17 protein-coding genes are annotated in these 21,805 nt (G+C 64.9%); 11 read left to right on the forward strand and 6 right to left on the reverse strand.

Annotation, left to right across the window (positions count from 1 at the left end; translation table 11 throughout):
- Positions 1 to 12: 12 nt before the first annotated feature.
- On the reverse strand, positions 13 to 519 hold the full coding sequence (locus tag ISP20_RS18350) for a DoxX family protein (protein ID WP_204637583.1): 507 nt from the start codon (positions 517 to 519) through the stop codon (positions 13 to 15).
- A 277-nt stretch (positions 520 to 796) separates the two neighbouring features.
- On the opposite strand from ISP20_RS18350, the gene bufA2 reads away from it, so the two are divergent.
- The 8 genes from bufA2 (at position 797) to pip (ending at position 9,467) form a co-directional block, all read left to right on the forward strand.
- Positions 797 to 1,081, forward strand: a complete 285-nt coding sequence (gene bufA2 / locus ISP20_RS18355) for a BufA2 family periplasmic bufferin-type metallophore (protein WP_204637584.1) — start codon at positions 797 to 799, stop codon at positions 1,079 to 1,081.
- Positions 1,082 to 1,143: 62 nt separating this feature from the next.
- Positions 1,144 to 1,986 (forward strand): MNIO family bufferin maturase, encoded by an 843-nt coding sequence (bufB, locus tag ISP20_RS18360; RefSeq protein ID WP_204637585.1) that lies wholly within the window; start codon positions 1,144 to 1,146, stop codon positions 1,984 to 1,986.
- Positions 1,983 to 2,774 (forward strand): HvfC/BufC N-terminal domain-containing protein, encoded by a 792-nt coding sequence (locus tag ISP20_RS18365; RefSeq protein WP_204637586.1) that lies wholly within the window; start codon positions 1,983 to 1,985, stop codon positions 2,772 to 2,774. The genes bufB and ISP20_RS18365 overlap by 4 nt, the downstream gene beginning before the upstream one ends.
- 55 nt (positions 2,775 to 2,829) lie before the next feature.
- Complete coding sequence (locus ISP20_RS18370) at positions 2,830 to 3,744, forward strand: AraC family transcriptional regulator (protein ID WP_204637587.1); 915 nt, start codon at positions 2,830 to 2,832, stop codon at positions 3,742 to 3,744.
- A 116-nt stretch (positions 3,745 to 3,860) separates the two neighbouring features.
- Positions 3,861 to 4,241, forward strand: a complete 381-nt coding sequence (locus tag ISP20_RS18375) for an MliC family protein (RefSeq protein ID WP_204637588.1) — start codon at positions 3,861 to 3,863, stop codon at positions 4,239 to 4,241.
- Positions 4,242 to 4,465: 224 nt separating this feature from the next.
- Positions 4,466 to 7,396 carry a TonB-dependent receptor gene (locus ISP20_RS18380; RefSeq protein ID WP_204637589.1) on the forward strand — a complete coding sequence of 977 codons (2,931 nt, stop codon included), beginning with the start codon at positions 4,466 to 4,468 and terminating at the stop codon, positions 7,394 to 7,396.
- A gap of 69 nt (positions 7,397 to 7,465) precedes the next feature.
- Positions 7,466 to 8,449, forward strand: a complete 984-nt coding sequence (locus tag ISP20_RS18385; RefSeq protein ID WP_239536124.1) for a pepsin/retropepsin-like aspartic protease family protein — start codon at positions 7,466 to 7,468, stop codon at positions 8,447 to 8,449.
- A 64-nt stretch (positions 8,450 to 8,513) separates the two neighbouring features.
- Positions 8,514 to 9,467, forward strand: coding sequence for a prolyl aminopeptidase (pip, locus tag ISP20_RS18390; RefSeq protein WP_204637591.1), 954 nt, complete (start codon positions 8,514 to 8,516; stop codon positions 9,465 to 9,467).
- 171 nt (positions 9,468 to 9,638) lie between these two features.
- Here pip and ISP20_RS18395 read toward each other — a convergent pair whose 3' ends face one another.
- The 4 genes from ISP20_RS18395 to ISP20_RS18410 all read right to left on the reverse strand — a co-directional run bounded on the left by ISP20_RS18395 (position 9,639) and on the right by ISP20_RS18410 (position 18,067).
- Positions 9,639 to 11,219 (reverse strand): tryptophan halogenase family protein, encoded by a 1,581-nt coding sequence (locus ISP20_RS18395; RefSeq protein ID WP_204637592.1) that lies wholly within the window; start codon positions 11,217 to 11,219, stop codon positions 9,639 to 9,641.
- A 201-nt stretch (positions 11,220 to 11,420) separates the two neighbouring features.
- Positions 11,421 to 13,862 carry a TonB-dependent receptor gene (locus ISP20_RS18400; RefSeq protein WP_204637593.1) on the reverse strand — a complete coding sequence of 814 codons (2,442 nt, stop codon included), beginning with the start codon at positions 13,860 to 13,862 and terminating at the stop codon, positions 11,421 to 11,423.
- A 363-nt stretch (positions 13,863 to 14,225) separates the two neighbouring features.
- Positions 14,226 to 16,676 (reverse strand): glycoside hydrolase family 3 protein, encoded by a 2,451-nt coding sequence (locus ISP20_RS18405; protein WP_204637594.1) that lies wholly within the window; start codon positions 16,674 to 16,676, stop codon positions 14,226 to 14,228.
- Positions 16,677 to 17,053: 377 nt separating this feature from the next.
- A complete protein-coding gene (locus tag ISP20_RS18410; protein WP_204637595.1) occupies positions 17,054 to 18,067 on the reverse strand; it encodes a LacI family DNA-binding transcriptional regulator in 1,014 nt (337 codons plus the stop codon).
- 299 nt (positions 18,068 to 18,366) lie between these two features.
- Between ISP20_RS18410 and ISP20_RS18415 the strand changes: the two genes are divergently transcribed.
- Positions 18,367 to 18,855, forward strand: a complete 489-nt coding sequence (locus tag ISP20_RS18415) for a hypothetical protein (protein ID WP_204637596.1) — start codon at positions 18,367 to 18,369, stop codon at positions 18,853 to 18,855.
- A 25-nt stretch (positions 18,856 to 18,880) separates the two neighbouring features.
- Here ISP20_RS18415 and ISP20_RS18420 read toward each other — a convergent pair whose 3' ends face one another.
- Positions 18,881 to 19,729: a LysR family transcriptional regulator gene (locus ISP20_RS18420; RefSeq protein ID WP_204637597.1), complete on the reverse strand. Its 849-nt coding sequence runs from the start codon at positions 19,727 to 19,729 to the stop codon at positions 18,881 to 18,883.
- 163 nt (positions 19,730 to 19,892) lie between these two features.
- Between ISP20_RS18420 and ISP20_RS18425 the strand changes: the two genes are divergently transcribed.
- Positions 19,893 to 20,672 (forward strand): alpha/beta fold hydrolase, encoded by a 780-nt coding sequence (locus ISP20_RS18425; RefSeq protein ID WP_204637598.1) that lies wholly within the window; start codon positions 19,893 to 19,895, stop codon positions 20,670 to 20,672.
- Between the two features lie 347 nt (positions 20,673 to 21,019).
- Positions 21,020 to 21,775, forward strand: a complete 756-nt coding sequence (locus ISP20_RS18430) for a hypothetical protein (protein ID WP_204637599.1) — start codon at positions 21,020 to 21,022, stop codon at positions 21,773 to 21,775.
- Positions 21,776 to 21,805: the final 30 nt, after the last annotated feature.

A 21,805-nucleotide genomic window follows, 5' to 3' on the forward strand; every position in this document is an offset into this window, starting at 1 on the left:
CGTGCGAAGCGATCAGTCGACGATCACCGGGATGGCCATCCGCGACGGCGATGTCGCGACGGCTGCCGTGCGGATGCCCAGCGCCCGTGCCACCAGCGTATCGAGGCTCGCCTTGCCCGGGCCGCTGATCAGCAACCAGAAGAAGATCAGGCTGTAGACGATCTCGTCCGCTTCCACGTAGTCGTCCAGGCCGGTGAGGTTGGCCGATACGACCAGCACCACGGCCACCGCCATGTTGATGAGCATGGGAATGCACACCAGGCGGGTGAACAGGCCGAGCATGATCAGCAGGCCGCCGAGCAACTCCGTCCACGCGGACAACCCGGCGCTGAAGGCCGGGAAGGGAATGCCCCAGCCGACGAAGCGCTGGGTGAAACCATCCAGGTTGTGCACCTTGGCGATGCCGGTCTCCAGCCAGAAGTAGCCGAACACCACGCGCACCACGAGTGGCCCGACCCACTCGATGCGGTGCAGCCATTCGAGCAGTTGGGTGGCCTTGTCGGCGATGAGCTGGCGCATGACGGCGTGTTCCATGGATACGAGGTGCGGGCATCATGCGAACCGCCCTCACCGGCCGCCATGGCTGGTCGTCCATGCTTTCTTGCCCGCCGTCCGGTCCTGCGCCGCCTCCCCATCGCCGGACGATCGGGCACAAATGGCAGACGCGCGGGGACAGCCGGCGGCTGGCCGTCTATCGAGAATGCTCAGGTCGGCAGTGCTTGGCCATGGTGTCCGGGCCCGACGTTGTCTATCCATGCCGCCATCGGGCGGCCGTCCACCAGACAGGAGTGTTTCCATGAAGACCCACAAGCTCAACGGTGCCGCCATGGCGATGGCAGTTGCCGGCCTGTTCGCCGTCACCACCATGTCCGCTTCCGCCACCGAGAAGGCCGCCAGCGGCAAGACGGCCGATACCGCCAGCGTGAAGTGCGTGAACTCGTCGTCCTGCAAGGGCCACGGCGCCTGCAAGCAGGCCAGCAATGCCTGCAAGGGCCAGAACGCCTGCAAGGGCCAGGGCTTCACCATGCAGAAGAGCCAGCAGGACTGCGACGCCGCCCAGGCAGCCGCCAAGGCCTCCTGAGCTTGATCGCGGGGCTTTCGGCGCAGCCCGGAAGCCCCGCACTTTCTGCCGCGAGAAACGCCATGCCTTCTTCCCGCCAGTTGCCCTATCTCGGCTTCGGTCTCGGCCTGCGTGTCGATCACTACGAATCGCTGATCGATGAACCGGGCAAGGTGGAGTGGCTGGAGATCGTTTCGGAAAACTATCTGGTGCCCGGCGGGCGTCCGCTGCGCTGGCTGGAACGTTTTCGCGAACGCTTTCCGCTGGTGATGCACGGCGTGTCGATGTCCATCGGCGGTACCGATCCGCTCGACATGGGCTATCTCGGCCAGCTCGCCGCCCTGGCGAAACGGGTGGAACCCGCGTGGATTTCCGATCACCTGTGCTGGACCGGCGTGCAGGGCGTCAACCTGCACGACCTGATGCCGCTGCCGTATACCGAAGAAGCGCTGCGGCACGTGGTGGATCGCGTGCGTCGCGTGCAGGACACGCTCGGACGGCGCATCCTGCTGGAGAACGTGTCGAGCTATATCAGCTTCGCGCAGTCGCAGCTGACCGAGTGGGAGTTCCTCGCCGCCGTCGCCGCGCGCGCGGATTGTTTCCTCCTGCTCGACATCAACAACGTGCATGTCAGTGCGCACAACCATGGCTTCTCCGCGCTCGACTATCTCGATGGCCTGCCGGCGGCACGCGTGCAGCAATTCCATCTGGCCGGTCATGAACACGGCGGCGAACTGCTGATCGACACGCACGATGCCCCCGTGGTGGACGCCGTGTGGCATCTCTACGTGGAAGCCGTGCGCCGCTTCGGTCGCGTGTCCACCATGATCGAGCGCGACGACCACATTCCCCCGCTGGCCGAACTGCTGGCGGAGCTCGAGCATGCCCGCGCGCTCGCCGACGCGCTGATGCAGCAAGCCGCATGAGCGATCTGCGCACCATGCAACTGCAACTGGCCGAGGCCATGCTGGCAGGCAGCCTGCCCACGCCGGGTTCGCTGCGCGGCGACGACAAGGCCAACGAGGCGAGCCGCCTCGCCGTCTATCAGCAGGGCTATCGCATTCGCCTGCGCGAGGCGCTGGCGGCGGAATTCCCTGGGCTCGCCCTGTTGGTGGGGCGCCGCTTCCTGCCGTTGCTGGACGACTATGTGGCGGCGCAGCCGTCCACGCACTTCACCATTCGCTGGCATGGCGAGGGACTCGCTCGCTTTCTCGCCCACGCCTCGCCCTGGAGCGAGCAGCCCGAACTGGCCGAGATGGCGCAGCTGGACTGGGCCATCTCAACGGCGTTCGACGCAGCCGACCATGACACGGTGAACGCCGGCGATCTCGCCGGCATCGCCACGGAGGCGTGGGCAGGCTTGCGGCTTCATCCGTTGCCGCACGCCCGTCTGCTCCGCTGCACCTGCAACATCGATGCGTTCCGGCGAGCCGCCGATCGCAGCGGGCCGCGACCGCGACTGCGGCGTGGGCGGCAGGCACGCCACCTGCTGGTCTGGCGGCCGATGCTGGACGTGCACTACCGACCGGTGGCGCCGGGCGAGCTGCCCGCTCTACGGGGTGCCTTGAACGGCGAGACCTTCGCCCACCTGTGCGAACGCCTGGCGGAACGGCACGGCACGGCGGCCCTGCCCCGCATGGCCGCGCTGCTGGCCCAATGGCTGGATGAGGGGCTGATCGGCCGGCTGACCCTGCCAGGGGAGGCGGCGATGTAACCGGCATCCTGCCGGCGGCGAAGTTCTTCATGAGACAGCCGCCGGAAGGAAGCCCATGATCATCGAACCGAACCCGTCGCTACCGCCCGGGCCGCGCCCGCAGCTGGTGGATCCGGCGCTGGAATCGCTGCTCAACCGGTCGATGCTGCAGGTCCAGGTGGTGGCTGAGCTGCATCGCTGCGGGTCGTGGTTTGCCGATGCGCCGCGTTACGAGTGCGGCCTGTTTCACCTGGTGGGCAGCGGCCGTTGCAAGGTGGAAAGCGATGAGTTCGGCGAGGCCGTGACGCTGGAGACCGGCGACCTGGTGATCTTCCCGCACGGTGCACCGCACCGGCTGAGCGGCACGGCGGAGGACGGCCTTCAACAGACCAGCCTGATCTGCGGCGAATTCCGCTTCACCGGCACCAGCCAGCATCCGCTCAAGCTGGCCTTGCCCGCGCGGATGGTCATTCATGCCGCCAACGCCAGCGCTCCGTTCCGCCAACTGGCCGCGACCATGGCGGACGTGGTGCACGCCGACTGTGCCGGCCGCCACGTGCTGCTCAACAAGCTTGCCGACGCGCTGTTCACGCTGGCGATCTGCGACTACGCCCGCGGCACGGGCGAACGCCAGGGGCTGTTCGCGTCGCTGGCCGATCCGCGCATTGCCCGTGTGCTGCAATCGGTGCACGACCATCCAGGCCGTGCCTGGACCATGCAGTCGATGGCGGCACTGGCGTGCATGTCGCGCTCGGCGTTTGCCGAGCGCTTCACCCAGCTGATGAAGCAACCGCCGATCCAGTACGTCACGCAATGGCGCGTCAGCGTGGCGGAGCAGTTGCTGCGCGACCGCCAGCAATCGGTGGCGGGCATTGCGCAGCAATTGGGCTACAGCAGCGAAGCGGCCTTCCGCCGCCTGTTCAAACGGGTGAGCGGCAAGTGCCCGGGCCGTGTTCGCGGCGATGGCATGCGCGCTGTCGCCTTGAACTGAGCGTGCTTCAGCACGGCGGCGGCGATCCACCGCCACGCCATCGCAACCTGTGTAGACTCGCCACAGATCGTGCGCAACGGTCGCGCCCTTACGTCTGCCACGAGGTGAGGCAAGCCATGAATACATTGCATCGTCATGCCGCGCAGGCGGCCATCGCAGCGCTGGCATCGTTGGGCGCAACGGCTGCCCTGGCCGGCGCACTGAGCGTGCCGGAAATTCCGGTGGATGCCACCCCGCTGCGCAACTACCAATGCCAGGGCGGCCAATCGCTCAAGGTCACGTACTACAACAAGCAGGGCGGACAGAGCTTTGCGCTGCTGTCGGTGAAGGGCAAACCCATGTTGTTCGTGGATACGCTGGCCGGCTCCGGCGTGCGGTATGTCGCCGGTCCCTATGTGTGGTGGACCAAGGGCAACCACGGCGATCTCTACGACACCACCGCGGGCCCGAACGCCGCTCCCATCATTGCCGGTTGCACGTCGTCGCCAGGCAAGTGATGACGCTTTTCTCACCACGCTGAACAAGAGCGCGCACGCTTCAGCAATATGACCGAGCTTGCTGCGTCGCATGATGACGCAGCAATTTCTCTCGCTCATGCTCCCAGCCCACGCAGAAACCTACCGCCCAATCGCCGGTCGCAAGAATTTGCCGATCCGGTGAGGTGCGCTTCCGCGTGCTGTGCTGGGGAGCACAGTCATTCCAATGAAGACTGGGGAAGAGCATGAACTGTCGCAACTTGCAGGTTTTCGCCGCACGTTCCACCGGAGCCAAACGACCGCTCGCCATCGCATGTGCCGCTGCCTTGTTCGCCCTGGCCACCGCGCAGCCGGCCTTCGCACAACAGACGCAGGACGCCACGCCCACGCCGCAAAACACGCAGGCCACGCCAGCGCAGACGCCCGCGAAGTCCGACAAGAATGCGCTGCCCAAATCGGAAGACCGCGCATCCACGCTGGATGCGGTCACCGTCACCGGCATCGCGGGCAGCATCGAGAACTCGATCAAGGCCAAGATGAATTCGGACAACATCATCGAGGCCATCTCCGCCGAAGACATCGGCAAGCTGCCCGACGCGAGTATCGCCGAGAGCCTGGCGCGCCTGCCCGGCCTGGCCACGCAGCGCGTGGACGGCCGTGCCAACCAGATTTCCATCCGCGGCCTGGCGCCCGACTTTGCCGGCACCACGCTCAACGGCCGCGAGCAGGCGACCATCGGCGAGAACCGCGGTGTGGATTACGACCAGTATCCGGCCGAACTGATCAGCGGCGCGGCGGTGTACAAGACGCCCGATGCGAGCCTGATCGGCCAGGGTCTCTCCGGCACGGTGGACCTGCACACGCTCAAGCCGCTGGATCTGTCCACCCGCACCATCGTCGCCAACCTGCGCGGCGAGTACACGACCAATGGCAAGAACAACCCGGGTTCGGGCGTGGGCGATCTTGGCCATCGCGCCAGCTTCTCCTACGTCGACCAGTTCCTCGATCACACGCTGGGTCTGGCCGTCGGCTTCGCCCAGCTCGATTCGCCGATCCAGGAGAAGCAGTACCAGGCGTGGTGGTGGAGTCTCAACAACGGTCCCGGCAGCATCGAAGGCGCGTGGGGCGGACCGCACTCGCCCGGCTTGCCCGATGGCGTGCTTTCGCAGGAAGGCATGCAGTTGCGCGCGCAATCGGAGAACCAGTTGCGCAACGGCCTGATGGCCGTGCTCGAATGGGCGCCGAACGACTGGTACCACGGCACGCTGGACACCTATTACTCGACCTTCAACGAGAAGAAGATCACCAACGGCGTGCAATGGGCCAGCGGTCCCTACGACGATGCCGGCCCCGCGGTGTACAGCAATGTGGGCATCGTGCCGTCGCAGCCCTATCCCGTGGTCACCACCGGCAACATGGATGGCATTCGCCCGATCCTGCAGAACGATTACACCAAGGAGCACGACAAGCTCTTCTCGGTGGGCTGGAACAACCAGTTCGAATTCGGCGGCGGCTGGCAGGGCGTGGCCGACCTGTCCTATTCGAGCGCGAAGAAGGATCTGCATGACGCTTACCTGTTCTCCGGCATCCCGGACCAGGGCACCACCAACGTGCAGTTCGCCACGCCGCTCAACTACGGCTTTCCGAATTTCAGCACCGGCGTGAATCTCGCCGATCCGTCGGCCATCCAGTTCACCGACCCCGATGGCTACGGCTACGACGGTCGCCAGGAGTTCGATCACCAGGACGACACCATCAAGGCGATCCGCCTGCAGGTATCACACCCGGTTGGCTGGATCTTCAGCACGGTGGACGTGGGCGTGAACTACTCCGACCGCAAGAAGACCAAGTCGGCGGACGTCGAGTTTGCCTGGCTCAACGGCAACGGCTCGACCGGCAGCGACTACGTCAAGGGCTTCTCGACGCCGGTGAATCCGGCCTTCCTGTACGGCCCCACCTCGATCAACTACGGCGGCATCGGCCCGATCCTCAACTACAACGTGCTGGCCGCGTTGAACAGCCAGTTCTATCTCACCTCGGGCAACGGCCAGGGCGACTGGGCGCGCAACTACAGCGTCGAGGAGAAGGTGCCGGTCGCCTACGTGAAGTTCAACATCGATACGATGCTGGGCAGCGTGCCGCTGCGTGGCAACATGGGCGTGCAGTTCGTGCACACCGATCAGTCGTCGGATGCGCTGCAGACCAATGGCAACACGCTGGTGGGCACGCTGACCGGTGGCACCACCTACAACAACGTGCTGCCCAGCCTGAACCTGGCGGCGGAGATCGCGGAGCAGCAATACCTGCGCTTCGGTTTCGCCAAGACCATGACGCGTGGGCGCATCGACGACGAGAAGGTCGCTTCTTCGTCCTTCGTGTATCAGGTCACCACGGGGCCCGCCGCCGGACAGGTGCTGTGGTCGGGCAGCGGTGGCAACCCCGCCCTCAAGCCCTATGTGGCGGTGGGCACCGACCTGTCGTGGGAGAAGTACTTCGGCAAGTCCAGTTACGTGGCCGTCGCGGTGTTCAACAAGAACCTGTTGAACTACATCTACAACAAGACCGTGCTCGACTACGACTTCTCCAAGTACACCAACAACGATCCCACGCTGGTGCCGACCAGCAACATCGGCGCGTACACCACGCCGGAGAACGGCACCGGCGGCAAGATGCAGGGCATCGAGCTGTCCGGCGCACTGGAAGGCGCGCTGATCGCCCGTCCGCTGGACGGCTTTGGCGTGCAAGCCAACTTCTCGCTGACCAACAGCACCGTGCCGGTGAGTTCAGTGAGCTCGATTCCGGGTGCGCCGGCCACACTGCCCGGCCTCTCGCGCAAAGTGGCGAACCTGGCGCTGTACTACGAGAAGTACGGCTGGTCGGTGCGCATTTCCGAGCGCTATCGCTCGTCCTTCACCGGCGAAGCGATCGCCCTGTTCGATCAGCTGGGCTACCAGCAAGTGCTGGCCGACAAGCAGACGGATTTCCAGGCCGGTTACAACTTCACCGAGGGTTCCTGGAACGGTCTGTCGGTGCTGCTGCAGGTCTACAACCTCACCAACTCGGCGTACAAGACCGCGCAAATTTCTGCTCTGCCCAACGGCGTATCGATCGGTCGCCCGCTCGACTACAACACCTGGGGTCGTACGGTGATGTTCGGTATCAACTACAAGCTTTGATCCGATACGATCGCGTCATCCGATACTTCACAAGGACGTGGCATGGCGAGGCACACGGTTTTTTTCGGCATGATGTTGGCCGTTGCAAGCGCAACGGCCAACGCGCAGCAACGCGTGGAAGTGCCCACGACCTACGAGGCGGGGCATTTCTATGCGACGCCGACACTGGCCAATGGGCAGGTATTGCGGCTGGTGGTCGATACGGGTGGCGGAGGTAGCGCCGGCTGGTTTGTGATATCCGGGTCAGCGGCCGCTCGCGCTGGACTGCCATCGCGGCAATGCAAGCTGGATGATGCGTCGCTCAATGTCGTCACGACGCTCGACTATCGCGAAGGCCAGGGTTTACCCGTGCGCACCGGCACACCTTGCGATGCGCCCGCCCTCGTCATCAGTGGAGACCCGGGCGATCACGCCGACGGCCAGCTTGGCTCCGGCTATCTGCCTGGCAGTATCTGGACGTTCGACTATCCGGGGCGAAAGCTCTGGCTCGAGCCGAACGACTGGAAGCCGGTCACGGGCACGCATCGCACACCGCTGGGCATTCTGCGCGACGACAAGGGCGCACCGCAAAGCGGATTCCTGCGCATCACGGCGCACGTCGACGGCAAACCCATCGAACTGTTGCTCGACACGGGAGCCACGGCGCATCCCACCGATGCCGGTAAAGTCGCGGGTGCGGAGGTAACCGCCAGCGACATCGGCGTTACGTCGTACATCACGACAAGCCAGCTCGACCGTTGGCATCGCCAACACCCGGCGTGGCGCGTGGTGAACGACGGCGACGACCTGGGTTCGCCCGTCCACGGCAAGGGTTCGCGTCTCATCGAAGTTCCGCATCTTGTCGTGGCCGGATGGGAACTGGGCCCGGTCTGGTTCACCGAGCGGCCCGACGCCAATTTCACGGCGCGACCGGGCAACTGGCTCAGCGCGATGGATGGGCCGATCACCGGCGCGCTGGGAGCCAATGTGTATCGGCACTTTCGCATGACCATCGACTATCCCCATGGGGCTGCCTATCTGGCCTGCGTCACAGGCTGCCGTCCCGCATCCTGAAGAACATGCAGAGCGTCCCGGATCTCGGGACGCTATGCTCGCCATGTTTCCAGGAGCCATGACCATGCGCGAGCTGTATCCCGAGATCGAGCCCTATCGCACTGAGCGGCTGCGCGTGGACGACATCCACGAGTTGCATATCGAGGAATGCGGCAATCCGGGCGGCCTGCCCGTGCTGTTTCTGCATGGCGGGCCCGGTGCGGGCGTGTCGCCTTATCACCGGCAGTTCTTCGATCCCGCCCGCTACCGCATCGTGCTGTTCGACCAGCGCGGCGCGGGCAAGTCGATACCGCATGCGGAGCTGCGCGACAACACGACCTGGCATCTGGTCAGCGACATCGAAGCGATCCGCGAGCAGCTCGGTATCGAACGCTGGGTGGTGTTCGGCGGATCGTGGGGCTCGACGCTGGCCCTGGCCTATGCGCAGAAGCATCCGGAACGCGTGCTCGGACTGGTATTGCGCGGCATCTTCCTGGGACGTCCGGGCGAACTGCGCTGGTTCAACGAACTCGACGGCGGCGCACGCTGGATCTTTCCGGAACGCTGGGAACGCTACCTCGCGCATATCCCCGAAGACGAACGCGACAACATGGTGGAGGCCTATTGGCGGCGCCTGGACAGCGACGATGCAGCGGTGCGCATAGCAGCCGCGAAAGCGTGGGGCGATTGGGAAGGCGGAAGCACCACGCTGCTGCACGATGCCGATTCGCCGGGCACGCAGGACGATCCGCATGTCGCCGTCAGCATTTCGCGCGCGGAAGCACATTACTTCCGCCATCACGTCTTCCTTGAACCGGACCAGCTACTGCGCGATGTCGAACGCGTCCGGCATATTCCCACCACCATCGTGCACGGCCGCTACGACATCATTTGCCCGGTGAAGAGCGCCTACGATCTGGCCAGGGCGTGGCCGGAAGCCGCGTTCCACATCGTGCTCGCAGGCCATAGTGCGGCCGATCCGGCGATCGTGGATGTGCTGATTGGTGCAACGGATGCGTTGGCGGACCGGTACGTCTAAGAACCCCTCACCGTCATTCCGGCGCAGGCCGGAATCCAGTGGCCCCAGTGGTGGGTTATCGCGAAATATATCCAGAGCGTAGTCGACTTTCGCGACAACTCAGCGCTTCGCTACTGGATTCCGGCCTGCGCCGGAATGACGGTGAGGGGCATGGGCACTGTGTGAAAGAGACTAGGCCATCGCCCGCTCAGCGCCCGTCCGCTCGCGATACTCCCGGCACATCTGCTCCACCAGCGCTCGATGATCGGGCAGGTCGTGCAGCGCCTGCGAGGCGGCCAGCTGGATGTTCCTGAATTCCTGCCGGGCTTCCTCGACGCGTGGATAGACGTTGCGCATCGCCGACAGGTCGGTCTTGAATTCCATGCCATAGAGCACGTACTGCCAGCTGGAAACGAGGAACATTTCCAGGTCGCTGACGAAGTCCAGGCGATGCGGCGGCCGATGCTTCCATTGCGCCAGCTTGTCCTGCAACGTCTGCGGGATGCTCGACCGATCGGTATTGTCGATCCAGAACGGCGAGTCGCGCCGCTGGCTCAGGCAATAGTGCATCTTGATGAAATCGATGATGCGGTCGTAGCGCGCTACCATCATCTCGTTGAAGTGGCGCGCTGCCTGTTCCATCGTGCCGGTATCGCTCGGCAACAGATGCGTGAGCAGATAGGTGGCCAGCTCGATCAGCGCGATGCCGGTGGATTCGAGCGGCTCGACGAAGCCGCCAGCCAGGCCCACCGCCACGCAGTTCTTGCGCCAGTGCTCCGGGCGATAGCCAGTTTCGAACTTGATGTGGAAGGCCTTGAGTCCTTCGGCAACTGGACCGAGATAGTTGCGGAACACCGCTTCCGCGCGTTCCACGTCGGTATGTCGCGAGGAATACACGTAGCCCGCGCCGCGGCGTTTCTGCAGCCCGATATCCCAGATCCAGCCCGCTTCCTGCGCGGTGGAAATCGTATAGGACGGAATCGGCGAATCCGGCTGCGCATACGGCACCTGGATGGCCACGGCGCGGTCGGCGAACAACACATCCGCGCGACTGCGAAACGGTGACTGCATCACGTTGCCGATCAACATGCCCTTGAGGCCGGTGCAGTCCACGTAGAGATCGGCGGTGAGTTCGCCGAGTTCCTTCGTCACTACGCGCGCAATCGCGCCGTGCTCGTCGATTTCCGCGCGCTCCACCGTGGCGACGTGGCGCTTCACGCCCAGCGCTTCCTGGCCGTGCTCGGCGAGCACGCGCGCGAAGCACGCGGCATCGAAATGGAAGGCGTGATTCATCGGACCCTGGTAGTCCGGATCCTTCAAGCGCTTCGGTCCACGCGAGTGATCGACCAGGGTGCTCTGCATCGACACGGCGTCGGCGAACGGTATGCCGTCCGGCGCCGCACCCAGCAGCCAGTACGGCAACAGCTCCGGACCACCGGGCCGCTGGCTCGGTGCATTGAACGGATGGAAGAAGTGATCGGCACCCGCTGCGCCTGGCGGGCGCACCCAGTGGCGATAGTGGATGCCTTGCTTGTACGTCGCCGTGGCACCCACCAGGAAACGGCGCTCGTCGAGTCCGATGGCGGAGAGCGTGCCGCGGATGGAAGGAAACGTCGCCTCGCCCACGCCGAGCAGGCCGATGTCCGGCGATTCCACCAGATGCACCTGCACGCCGTTCGGATCGACCGCATTCACCGCCTTGGCGAGATAGCACGCAGCCAGCCAGCCGGCGGTGCCGCCGCCCACGATCAGCACTTTCTTCAGACGAGCCATGGTGTCTCCCGGCTGGCGGGCAGGCCAGCGCGTCGCGGCAATGCATGCGCGAACGATTGCGTCAAAGAACTGCCGGGCCGCCCCACGCGGGCCCGGCAAAAACGCCATTCAAGGGGAGAGGCGGCGATGCTCCCCGGAGCATCGCCTGGAGAACGGCAAACCATCGGCGGCGCTGTTGTCATGGGGCCGCCCCGAACTTCATCAGAACCACACGCCCAGCTGCACACCGTAGGTGCGCGGCGCCAGGTACTGCGATACGTACTGCAGCGAACCATCGGACATCAGGAAGCGACCGGCACTGGTGCGGATCTTTCCATCGGAGATGTTCTGCACGTACGCATTGACCCACCACTTGTCGCCCGGCTCGGTGTAGCGCAGCGAGAGGTCGCCGCGCGTATACGCCTTCTGCTGGTCGCCCTCGCCGAGGTTGAAGTAACTCAGCCACTGCGAACTCTGGTACTGCGCGCTGACGCGCGGCGTTAGTCGACCGCCGTTGCCGAGATGGAAGTCGTGCTCGTAGATCGCGGTGAGCGAGATGTTTGGCGCATGCGGCAGGTCGTTGCCAGTGACGTTCATGCAGTTGGCCAGGTTCGACGCCGGCGGACAGGCGGGCAGACCCTGGTAGTCGTTGCTGCCTGCATAGACCAGCGTGCCGAGTTCCTTCTTCGGGATGGCCGAGAAGATCAGGTTCGCACGGTCGTCCTTGGTCTGGTACGCCAGCTCCGATTCGATGCCGAACACCTTGGTGCTGCCGCCCACGTTGGAGAAGCCCAGGCCATGGTTGCCGTCGGGATAGACGATCGGCGCGGACAGCTGGAAGTTCTTGAAGTCTTCGTAGTAGATGGCCGAGTTCCAGGTCATGCGGCCATCGAGGAAGCTGAACTTGCTGCCGATTTCATAGTTGGTGAGCGTCTCGGGCGCGTACAGCGTGCCTGCGTCCTGCGTACCGCCGGACTTGTAGCCGGTGGACACGCTGGCATACAGCAAACCATTGGCGCCGACGTCGGTGTCCACGCGCACCAGCCAGGTCGGCTTGCTCTTGCTGTACTTGGCCGTGTTCCGCTGCGAGATGCTGAAGCCGTTCGACGGATCCGGATACACGCCCGGCGAGATCGGCAGCTGCGGCACGGTGGGATCGTAGTTCCAGCCCCAGTTGATGCCGCCCTTGTTCTCCTTGTCGTCATGCGACCAGCGCGCACCGCCGGTCAAACGCCAATGGTCGCTGAGGTGCCAGGTGGCCTGGCCGAACAGCGCATACGACTCCACCGTTTCCTTCGGCTGGATGAAGGAGCCCTGCCAGTTCACGGAACCGTACTTGGTGCCGTTCATGATGGGGATATCGAAACGGATGTTGTTGTCTTCGTAGCCGTAGTACGCGCCGACGATCCAGTCCACGGTCTGCGGGCCGGTCGACTTCAGGTCCACTTCCTGACTCCAGCTTTCGTAGTTGGAGTAGTTGGTGCGGTCGTCCTGGTACACGCCGTTGGTGGTGAAGCTGGTGGGCACGCTGACACCGACGTCCTGGTCGAAATCGCTCTTGCCCGAGTAGCGGTTGTAGCCGGCGATATAGCTCAGCTCCATGCCCTCGTTGATGTTCCAGTCCATGCGGCTGCGCACCGTCTTGGAGGTGCGGTCCAGGTACGGCGCCGTGTCGATCAGCGCGGACCAGAACTCCTGGCCCTGGCGCGGCGTCTGCATCAGGCTCAGGTCCGGCGTGCCGCGATCGAGGAAGTACTCGTAGGAGAGGTTCCACTTGAACGTATCGCTGGGCTGCCACAACGCGCTGACGCGCGCGGCGGACTGGTCCTGCGAGTTGTACTTCTTGCCGCCCTGCACGTACTGGCTGGGGTCGATCGGCTTGAAGTTGGCCAGCGTGCCGCCGGAAGCGGGCGAGGCCAGATACGCCTGCTGCTGCTGCGCCACGCTGGGCAGCTCGGTGGACGGATTCTGGTAGTCGACGTAACCATCGTGCTGCTCGTGCACCACCGCCACGCGCATCGCGAAGGTATTGCTGATCGGCAGGTTGAACGCGGCGCGCGCGCCCAGCTCGTTGTAGTTGCCGGCTTCCACCTGCGCATTGCCGTAGAAGCCGGCACCGATATCCGGTTTGGCCGTCTGGAAGCTGATCGCGCCCGCGGTGGAGTTGCGGCCCCACAGCGTGCCCTGCGGGCCGCGCAGCACTTCGACGCCATCCATGTCCAGCAGCAGGCCGGACGCGGCTTCGGCGCGCGGCGCATAGACGCCATCGACGAAGGTCGCCACTTCCGGATCCGCGTATTCGGTCTTCGCGCTGTCGTTGCCGATGCCGCGCAAGGTCAGCGTCACCACGCCGTGGTCGCCCTGGCTGGTGCCCTGCAGGCCCGGCACCAGCTTGGTGAGATCCTGCACGGTCATCACGCGCTCTTTGTCGAGCGTGTCGGGCGTAATCGCACTCACGGCGACCGGCGTCTTCTGCAGCAGCGTCTCGCTCTTGGTCGCGGTGACCGAAATCGCGTCGAGCTGCTTCACCTTATGCTCGGCCGGCGGCGTGGCATTCTGCGAAGGCGCGCTCTGCGGCGCTGCATCCTGATCCGCCGCCAGTACCGCGCCGGGCGCGAGTACCAGGGACATGGCGATGTACAACGCCGAATAGCGCAACTTCATTTGGCTTCCCCTCAGTTCATTCGGATTGTTGTTCGTCACCGCCCTCGACGGCGACTGGTTTGATGGCTTCCCCGATGACAGCGCTGTCATTTAGCTTGATGACAGCGCTGTCATGAGGATGATAGAACGGTTGCCCGACAGAAGCTTGACGCGCGGCAGCAAGTCCATAAATCCTTCGCAACCCCTGCTACGCCTCACTTTCCTCGACTCCCCGGTCGGCCATGCGACCGTTTTTGATGCAAAAGCAAATGATCATCCTGCCGTCCGGACCGGGTTACCGCTGACCCAGCCGCTCCCGCGAACGACATCAGCACGCGGCCCAGGCCTGGCGCGATGTGTCCGGCCGCCCCTGGCCACGCTGCCTCATTTCGTGCACTCGACCACCTGATCGACGTCGGTTCCCAGCGCCACGCGGGCAATCGCGATATCCGTGCCCTTCCCGGCGCCCCAGGCAAACGGCTGCTCGATGTGATGCATGTCGGCACCCGCGGCACGCAGGCACTTCAACGGCACACCCAGGCGCGTCCACTGTCCCCGGGGCAACGTCGCCAGCGTCTTGTCCAGCGACACCTGACCCTGACAATGCGCACCGCATCCCATGCCGATCCAGGCACCGTTCGCCGGCAACGCATCGACGCGCAGCGTGGTCACCAGCAACACGTCGCCATTGCTTTCGCGATCGAGATCGAGCGGTGTGCGTGCGTGGATCGAAAGCCGTGCCTTGTCCGCCTTCCAGGTGAAGCGGCGCGCATCCTCCTGCGCCTTGTAGTCGAGCGCAGCCATCTGCAGCGCGCCATCGGGCGTGATGGCAGGCGACACGTCGCCGGTGATCGATGCGCCTTGCGCATCCACCAGCGTGAACGTGTAGCCATGCACGGCCTTGCCGCGATCGAGGTAATTGCCGACTGGAATCTGCTCGCCACGGATACCCGATTGTTCGGAAAGCCTGGGTACGGCGCGGTGATCCGCATAGCTCAATCCGTACCCCAGCGGGAACTGCGGCTTGCCCTGCCCGACCACCGCGCTGCTCGGCCACGTATAGGCCAGCTTGCCGTGGAAGTCGTTGGCGATGCTGCCGTCGCGCTTGCGCAGCAGCACGTCCGCAACACCGCCGCCTTCGCTGCCCGGCAGCCATGCGGCGACGAACGCATCCGCTGCATTGATCTCGCGATTCATCCACAACGGACGGCCGCTGAGGAACACGGCCACCACCGGAATGCCCTGGCCACGCAAGCGGCGGATCAACTCCAGTTCGTGGTCGTCGCCCGGATGGAACAGCAGGTTGGGGATATCGCCCTGGAATTCCGCGTACGGATCTTCGCCGAACACCACCACGGCTACGTCCGGCTTGGCGGTGAAATGGCCGTCCGTTTCGATTTCGACCGTGCCGCCTGCGGCCTTCGCTTGTTCCGCAAAACCCGCACCGATGGATTGCGCGCCGGGGAAGTACTCGTTCTTCAAGCCGGTGCCCTGCCAGTTCAGCGTCCAGCCGCCACTCTGGCGCGAGATGTTGTCGGCACCGTCGCCGGCAATCAGGATACGCTTGCGCGGGTCCAGCGGCAGGACGCCGTGGTCGTTCTTCAGCAGCACCAGCGATTCGCGCACGGCGCGACGCGCAATCGCGCGGTGCGCAGGACTGCCGACGACATCGGCGGCTTTCTGCACGATCGCTTGCGTCGACGGCGCGCCGTTGTCGAACAGCCCCGCGCGGAATTTGACGCGCAGGATGCGAGCCACCGCATCGTCCAGCCGCGCCTGCGGAATCACGCCGGACTTCACTTCCGCCAGCGTGTGCTCATACAGGCCCCGCCAGCTGTCGGGCGCCATCAGCATGTCGAGGCCGGCGTTGTACGAGGCGGGGCAATCGTCGTTGGAGCAGCCCGGCACCTGGCCGTGCGCATTCCAATCGCCCACCACCAGGCCCTGGAAATCCATGCGCTGTTTGAGCACATCGGTGATCAGCGCCTTGTCGGCGGACATCTTGCTGCCGTTCCAGCTGGAGAACGACGCCATCACCGTCTGTACGCCCGCATCGATGGCGGGCGCATAACCGGCGGCGTGAATGTCGCGCAGCGCCGCTTCGCTGATCTGCGCGTCGCCCTGGTCCTTGCCGTTCCTGGTGCCGCCATCGCCGACGAAATGCTTGGCCGACGCGAGCACGTGGGTGCCATCGAGAAACTGTGCGGTGCCTGCCTTGCCTTGCAGGCCTTCCACCATCGCCGTGGCGTACTTCGCCACGATGGCCGGGTCCTGCGAATAGCCTTCGTAGGCGCGTCCCCAGCGTACGTCCTGCGGCACCGCGAGCGTGGGCGCGAAACTCCAGTTGATGCCGGTGGCACGCGTTTCGGCGGCCGTGGCCTCACCGATCTGGCGGATCAGTTCCGGATCGCGCGTATTGCCCAGCGCCGAATTCTGCGGGAACAAGGTCGCGCCCACGGCGTTGTTGTGGCCGTGCACGGCATCGATGCCGAACAGCAGCGGGATCGCCTGATGACCGCCGCTGGTATCCATCGACGCGCGGTAGAACGCATCCGATAACGCCTGCCACTGCGTCACGGTGGCGGTGAGCTGCCCGTTCGGTTTGGAATTGCCGCCCGCCAGGATCGCGCCGAGGCGGTATTTGCGCACGTCATCCGGCGTCACGCTGAGGATATCGGCCTGGATCAGCTGGCCTACTTTCTCCTCCACCGTCATCTTGGCCATCAACGCTGCCACGCGTTGCTCCAGCGCCGCGTCCTTCGGAAACGGCCAGGTGGCACGGGGCCAACTCTCGGCATGCACGGTCGACGCGCCCTCGGCGGAAGCGACGCCCATGGCGCCTGCCAGCGCCACGGCAAGGAGGGTCGGAACACAACGCAAACGACGAACGGAAGCCCGCACGGCTCTCTCCACAGACAGGGGATGGCTCCCCCTTGGAGCCAGTCGGTCTGCAGACTGACAGAAATGACAGCGCTGTCAATTCGCGATGCAGCAAGGCGGGTGGAGGGGGCAGAAAGGCGTGGCCGGCCTGCTTTTCCTCGTATAAACAAGATATTAGGGGATCCAGTCCGGTTCGTACGGCCGTAGCCTGAGGGGGGCCGTCGCGCACAGGGTGCGCTCCCACAGAACTAGGCGGGCACTCAGCTATCTCTGTGGGAGCGCACCCTGTGCGCGACTCGGGCCCGCCTCAGGCCCCATGCGAAACCAAAGCCCTACGGCACCCGCGCCGTCGACTCGCGCAGCTGCAACGTATACGGCACCTGCACCAGCAGGCCCGGCCCGCGGCCGCGCAGCACTTCCATCAACTGCAGCGCCGCCAGCTTGCCCATCTCGCGACTGGGCTGACGCACCGTGGTCAGCGGCGGCCACAGCTGCGTGGCCAACGGCGTGTCGTCGAAACCGCAGACGGAGAGATCGCGCGGCACTTTCAGGCCGCGCTCGTTGGCGGCCCACATCACGCCGGCAGCCATGTCGTCGTTGGCGGCGAAGATGGCGGTGGGCAATTCGGGCAGCGCAAACAATTCGCGCGCCGCCAGCACGCCCGAACCGAACGAGAATTCACCCTGCACCACGTAGTGCGGATCGAACGGCAGCCCGGCGGCCGCCAGCGCATCCTTGTAGCCCGCCATGCGCCAGCGGCTGGCGCCGTGGTTGGCGATGCCCACGATGTGCGCGATCCGGCGATGGCCCAGCTCCACCAGCTGCATCACCAGCGCCTTCGCCGCCTGCTGCTCGTCCATGCACACGCCGATGGAAGCCTCGCGATGCACCGGCGAGATGCTCGAATGCGGTACGCCGTGCTCTTTCAGGCGCTGCAGCAGCGGCGCGTAGTCGGTGAGCGGCGGCGTCATGATCACGCCTTCGATGTGGTGATCGAACACCAGCGCATCGACACGACGGATGAAGTCCTGGCCGCGCATGCGCAGCGGGCAGGCCATCATGCTGTAGCGGTGCGCATCGCAGGCGTCGAGCACGCCGTCCTGCACCTCGGCCAGGTAGGTCGAGGCCGGGTTGTCGTTGTTGTCATAAAGCATCGCCACCAGGAACGAGCGGCTGCCGGCCAGGCCCCGCGCCGCGGGACTGGGGCGGTAATTCATCGATTCCATCGCCGCCAGCACCTTCTGGCGGGTGGATTCCTTCACCGAGGATTCTTCGTTGAGGACGCGGGAAACCGTTTTTGGCGAGACACCCGTCGCGCGCGCTACATCTTCGAGGCGGACCCGCATGACTACTCCCAACGGCAAACTGCTGCCCGGCCAATATGCCCTTTGCGCACGGCGCTTTACAAGAACTCACCGCGCCGAGGGAGCCAACTGCCGCCCCGTGCGGCCGGTCAGCCGGCCGCTAGACCCCACGACCGGTTGAGACCGCCACGATTCCGGGCGCATAGTAGGCAGCGCCGGCGAGGGGACGCCGGCCACTTCAGCAAAGCATCCATGCAACAACCCAGGCAGCATCGCGATGCATCGCCCCACCGCGAGCCGTACCCACGTTTGTTCCCGTCACATGACCACGGAGCGCATTGATGAATACGCCGCTAGGTTGGCTTACCGCTTTTCACACCCTGATAAGTCTCGTCGCGACCATCGTCGGCTTTTGGGCCATTCGCGACCTGATGATCGGCCGTCACCGCTCGGGCGCGCTCACGACCTTCCTCTGGACGGCCGTGATCACCAGCGTCACCGGTTTCTTCTTCCCGTTTCATGGCGTCACGCCCGCCATCGTCGTGGGCGTCATCGCGTTGCTCGTGCTGGCATGGACGGTGATGGCACGCCGTTCCATCGGCCGCTCCGGCTTCTGGACGGCGCAGTTCCCCATCGGCATCGTGATCAGCGAATACTTCCTGGTATTCGTGCTGGTGGCGCAGATCTTCGCCAAGTGGCCGGTGCTTAGCGGCCTGGCTCCGGATCTGCGCCAGAAACTGTTCGGCGCCACGCAACTGGTGGTGCTGATCGTGTTCATCGTGCTGGCGGTGCGCGCGACGAAATCCTTCAAGGTGCGCGCCATCGCTTGATGGGCACGCGCGGCGAAGGCCCCGATCAAAGGTCCTTCGCCGCGTCCGCCAACACACGCTCCAGCGCCTGCGCGGCCTGCGAGATCGAGGTCTGCCGATCGATCACGTATTCGAGCACGCCCAGGTCGGGAAGATCGCTATCGAGCGGCACGATGCCCTCGGGCATGGCATAGCCGGTGAATGCGGACACACCCAGCCCGGCCATCACGGCCGCCTGGATCACCATCACGCTGCTGCTGACCACCACGACACGGTACGAACGGTTGACCGACTTCAACGCCTCGAAAATGCGCGAGCGGGTGATGCTCGGTTCCGGATGGACGGCCAAAGGCAGGATCGTCTGATCGACGCTCAACGGCGTTGAAGCACTGCCGCACCAGTGCAACGGCTCGCTCTTCACCACGTAGCCGCGATGGCTGCCGCTGAGCCGCTTGGCAAACACCAGGTCGTGCTTGTTCTCGTCCAGTTCGCGAAACAGGTCGCCGCTCAAGCCGGTGCGGATCACCAGGTCCACCTCCGGATTGCGCCGCACGAAACTGCCCAGCGCCGCGGCGAGTCGCGACGAGGCGAAGTCCTCGGGAAGACCCAGGCGCACCGTGCCGTTCAACGGCGGACCGCAGACCGTGGTCATCGCCTCATCCATCAGCTCGAGAATGCGCACCGCGTAGCGATGCAATGCGTCGCCCTGCTGGGACAGGCGCACGTTGCGCGTGTCGCGCTCGAACAACGGCACGCCGACCAGATCCTCCAATCGGCGAACGTGCTGGCTGACGGTCGATTGTGACAGGCACAGAAGTTCGGACGCCGCGGTGAAGCTGGCCGTCTGCGCCACCACGACGAAACTGCGCAGCAATTCGGTGGGCAAGGGTCTCATCGGCAAAGCCTCTCAATCGTCGCTGGAAACTTCATAAATCAACGCTTTCGCCTGCGCTAGGCTTTATCCATCCGGGAAACATCGTCTCCCCCGGCGCACCGCAACCCCCGTATTCGATGACGCCCCGGCGCCACCTCCCCATCCCCGTCGCGAGGACCTCTCCGTGAACAAGCGCATTCTCCATCGCAACCTGCTGGCCGCCGCCCTGCTGCTCGGCGTCGTTGCCTCCGCCCCGGCACTGGCTGCCGAGCCCGTGCACAACATCGTCCTCGTGCATGGCGCATGGGTCAACGGCAGCGGCTGGAAGCCCGTGTACGACATCCTGGTCAAGGACGGCTACCACGTCTCCGTCGCCGAGCATCCGCTGACATCGTTCAACGACGATGTGACAGCCGTGAAACGCATCGTTGACATGCAGGATGGTCCTACCATTCTCGTGGGCCACAGTTACGGCGGTGCGTTGGTCACGGATGTTGGCAACGATTCGAAGGTGGTCGGCCTGGTCTACATCGCGGCACACGCGCTCGACCAGGGCGAAACTGAAGTGGCGAACGGCAAGCGTTTCCCCAGCGCCACCAGCCAGACCACCGACATCAAGAAAACCGCCGACGGCTTCCTCTATCTCGACCCGGCCCACTACCCCGCCGACTTCGCCGCCGACCTGCCGCTGCCGCAGGCGCAGTTCGAGGCGAACTCGCAGGAGCTGACCGCGGCCTCCGTCTTCGCCGCGCCTGCCGGCCATCCGGCATGGAAGGACAAGCCCAGCTGGTACGCGGTGGCCACCTCCGACCGCATCATCAACCCGGACCTGGAACGCATGTACGCCAAGCGCGCCGGCAGCCACACGATCGAGATCAAGGGTGCCAGCCACTCGGTGTACGAATCGCACCCGAAGGAAGTGGCGGCGTTGATCGAGCAAGCCGCCAAGCACGCCGGCTCCTGAGTCGGCCAGGTCGGCAAGGCGCCGTGCACACGCTGCACGGCGCTTTTTTTGTTTGCGGGCTCGGCGCGCTGACGCCTTTGGCGAGCCCCTCGCTATAACCTCGGGCCAGTTGCCGAGCGTCCGGCATGCGTGCAAGCTACCCCGCGGCCCATGGCCGGTGGATGCCTCGGGCGGCCGTCCACATGACACATCCAGCCGCCCGTTGTCTTGGGGGAGACAATGATCCAGGGAATCCATTTCGCATCGCCATACCAGGCTCGTCCAGGCCTCGCACGCCCTTAGCGGCGAAGAAAAGGGATCGCTCGCGCCACGCGCGGGTTTTGCGGTAAGCCATCAGGGAGACGACCATGTTGATATTCTGGGGCAGGCGCGTATCGCGCAAGAAGATGGGCTACGTGGCCGACTTCTGCCCGATGTGCCGCGAAGCCCAAACGTTCCTGCTGCGCGAGGTGCGCAGCTACTCGCACATCTATTACATCCCGACCAGTGCGAATACGCTGGAGGGCTATGAGCGCGTATGCCAGGGCTGCAAGCTGTTGCAAGGCGGCGCACCCAGGCAGTATGTGGCGACGGCGAAAAAGCCCGCGCATGTGCGCGACATCCTCGCTCGCAGTTTTCCCTCGTTCGACGAAGTGTACGGCGAGCGCATGAAGATCGAGGATGCACTGCGCCTGGCGCCGGACACGGTACCGATCAGTGTGCGCCGCGCGCTGATCCAGCAGCCGTTCCTCGTGCTGTCGCCGGTGGTCGATGCCAGGTTCCGCCATATACATGTGGATCTGGTCGGCCTGGCCTGCCTGTTCGCCGGCCCCGCATTGGCCATGCTTGTATTCACCCAGGTGGAGCGCCTGCCGGAACCCTACGGCACCGCTTTGGCTATCGCGGGGGGCATCGCTGGCATGGGCGTGCTGTTGTGGGGCCTCAACACCGCCGCGCATCGCTATGGCCGTCGCAAGCTCACGCCCTGGATAGCCCGCACGCTGCAGCCCCTGCGACCGAGCGAGGCGGAGATCGCCTTCGTGCTGAATGATCTGAAGGCGAGGCGCCTGAAGATCGGTCGCATCCTCAAGCCTTCGCGCATCGCGGCCGCACTCGCGAAGTGATCACTCACCGCGCGCGACGTCGGTAACCTC

This window comes from Dyella kyungheensis, from assembly GCF_016905005.1.
Taxonomy (GTDB): domain Bacteria; phylum Pseudomonadota; class Gammaproteobacteria; order Xanthomonadales; family Rhodanobacteraceae; genus Dyella; species Dyella kyungheensis.

Coding starts and splice junctions, on each gene's coding strand:
- ISP20_RS18430 (WP_204637599.1), top strand. CDS start 21,020: ATGTTGATATTCTGGGGCAGGCGCGTATCGCGCAAGAAGATGGGCTAC.
- ISP20_RS18350 (WP_204637583.1), bottom strand. CDS start 519: ATGCGCCAGCTCATCGCCGACAAGGCCACCCAACTGCTCGAATGGCTG.
- ISP20_RS18370 (WP_204637587.1), top strand. CDS start 2,830: ATGATCATCGAACCGAACCCGTCGCTACCGCCCGGGCCGCGCCCGCAG.
- ISP20_RS18420 (WP_204637597.1), bottom strand. CDS start 19,729: ATGAGACCCTTGCCCACCGAATTGCTGCGCAGTTTCGTCGTGGTGGCG.
- ISP20_RS18375 (WP_204637588.1), top strand. CDS start 3,861: ATGAATACATTGCATCGTCATGCCGCGCAGGCGGCCATCGCAGCGCTG.
- ISP20_RS18365 (WP_204637586.1), top strand. CDS start 1,983: ATGAGCGATCTGCGCACCATGCAACTGCAACTGGCCGAGGCCATGCTG.
- ISP20_RS18380 (WP_204637589.1), top strand. CDS start 4,466: ATGAACTGTCGCAACTTGCAGGTTTTCGCCGCACGTTCCACCGGAGCC.
- ISP20_RS18400 (WP_204637593.1), bottom strand. CDS start 13,862: ATGAAGTTGCGCTATTCGGCGTTGTACATCGCCATGTCCCTGGTACTC.
- pip (WP_204637591.1), top strand. CDS start 8,514: ATGCGCGAGCTGTATCCCGAGATCGAGCCCTATCGCACTGAGCGGCTG.
- ISP20_RS18415 (WP_204637596.1), top strand. CDS start 18,367: ATGAATACGCCGCTAGGTTGGCTTACCGCTTTTCACACCCTGATAAGT.
- bufB (WP_204637585.1), top strand. CDS start 1,144: ATGCCTTCTTCCCGCCAGTTGCCCTATCTCGGCTTCGGTCTCGGCCTG.
- ISP20_RS18395 (WP_204637592.1), bottom strand. CDS start 11,219: ATGGCTCGTCTGAAGAAAGTGCTGATCGTGGGCGGCGGCACCGCCGGC.
- ISP20_RS18410 (WP_204637595.1), bottom strand. CDS start 18,067: ATGCGGGTCCGCCTCGAAGATGTAGCGCGCGCGACGGGTGTCTCGCCA.
- ISP20_RS18405 (WP_204637594.1), bottom strand. CDS start 16,676: ATGGGCGTCGCTTCCGCCGAGGGCGCGTCGACCGTGCATGCCGAGAGT.
- ISP20_RS18385 (WP_239536124.1), top strand. CDS start 7,466: ATGATGTTGGCCGTTGCAAGCGCAACGGCCAACGCGCAGCAACGCGTG.
- bufA2 (WP_204637584.1), top strand. CDS start 797: ATGAAGACCCACAAGCTCAACGGTGCCGCCATGGCGATGGCAGTTGCC.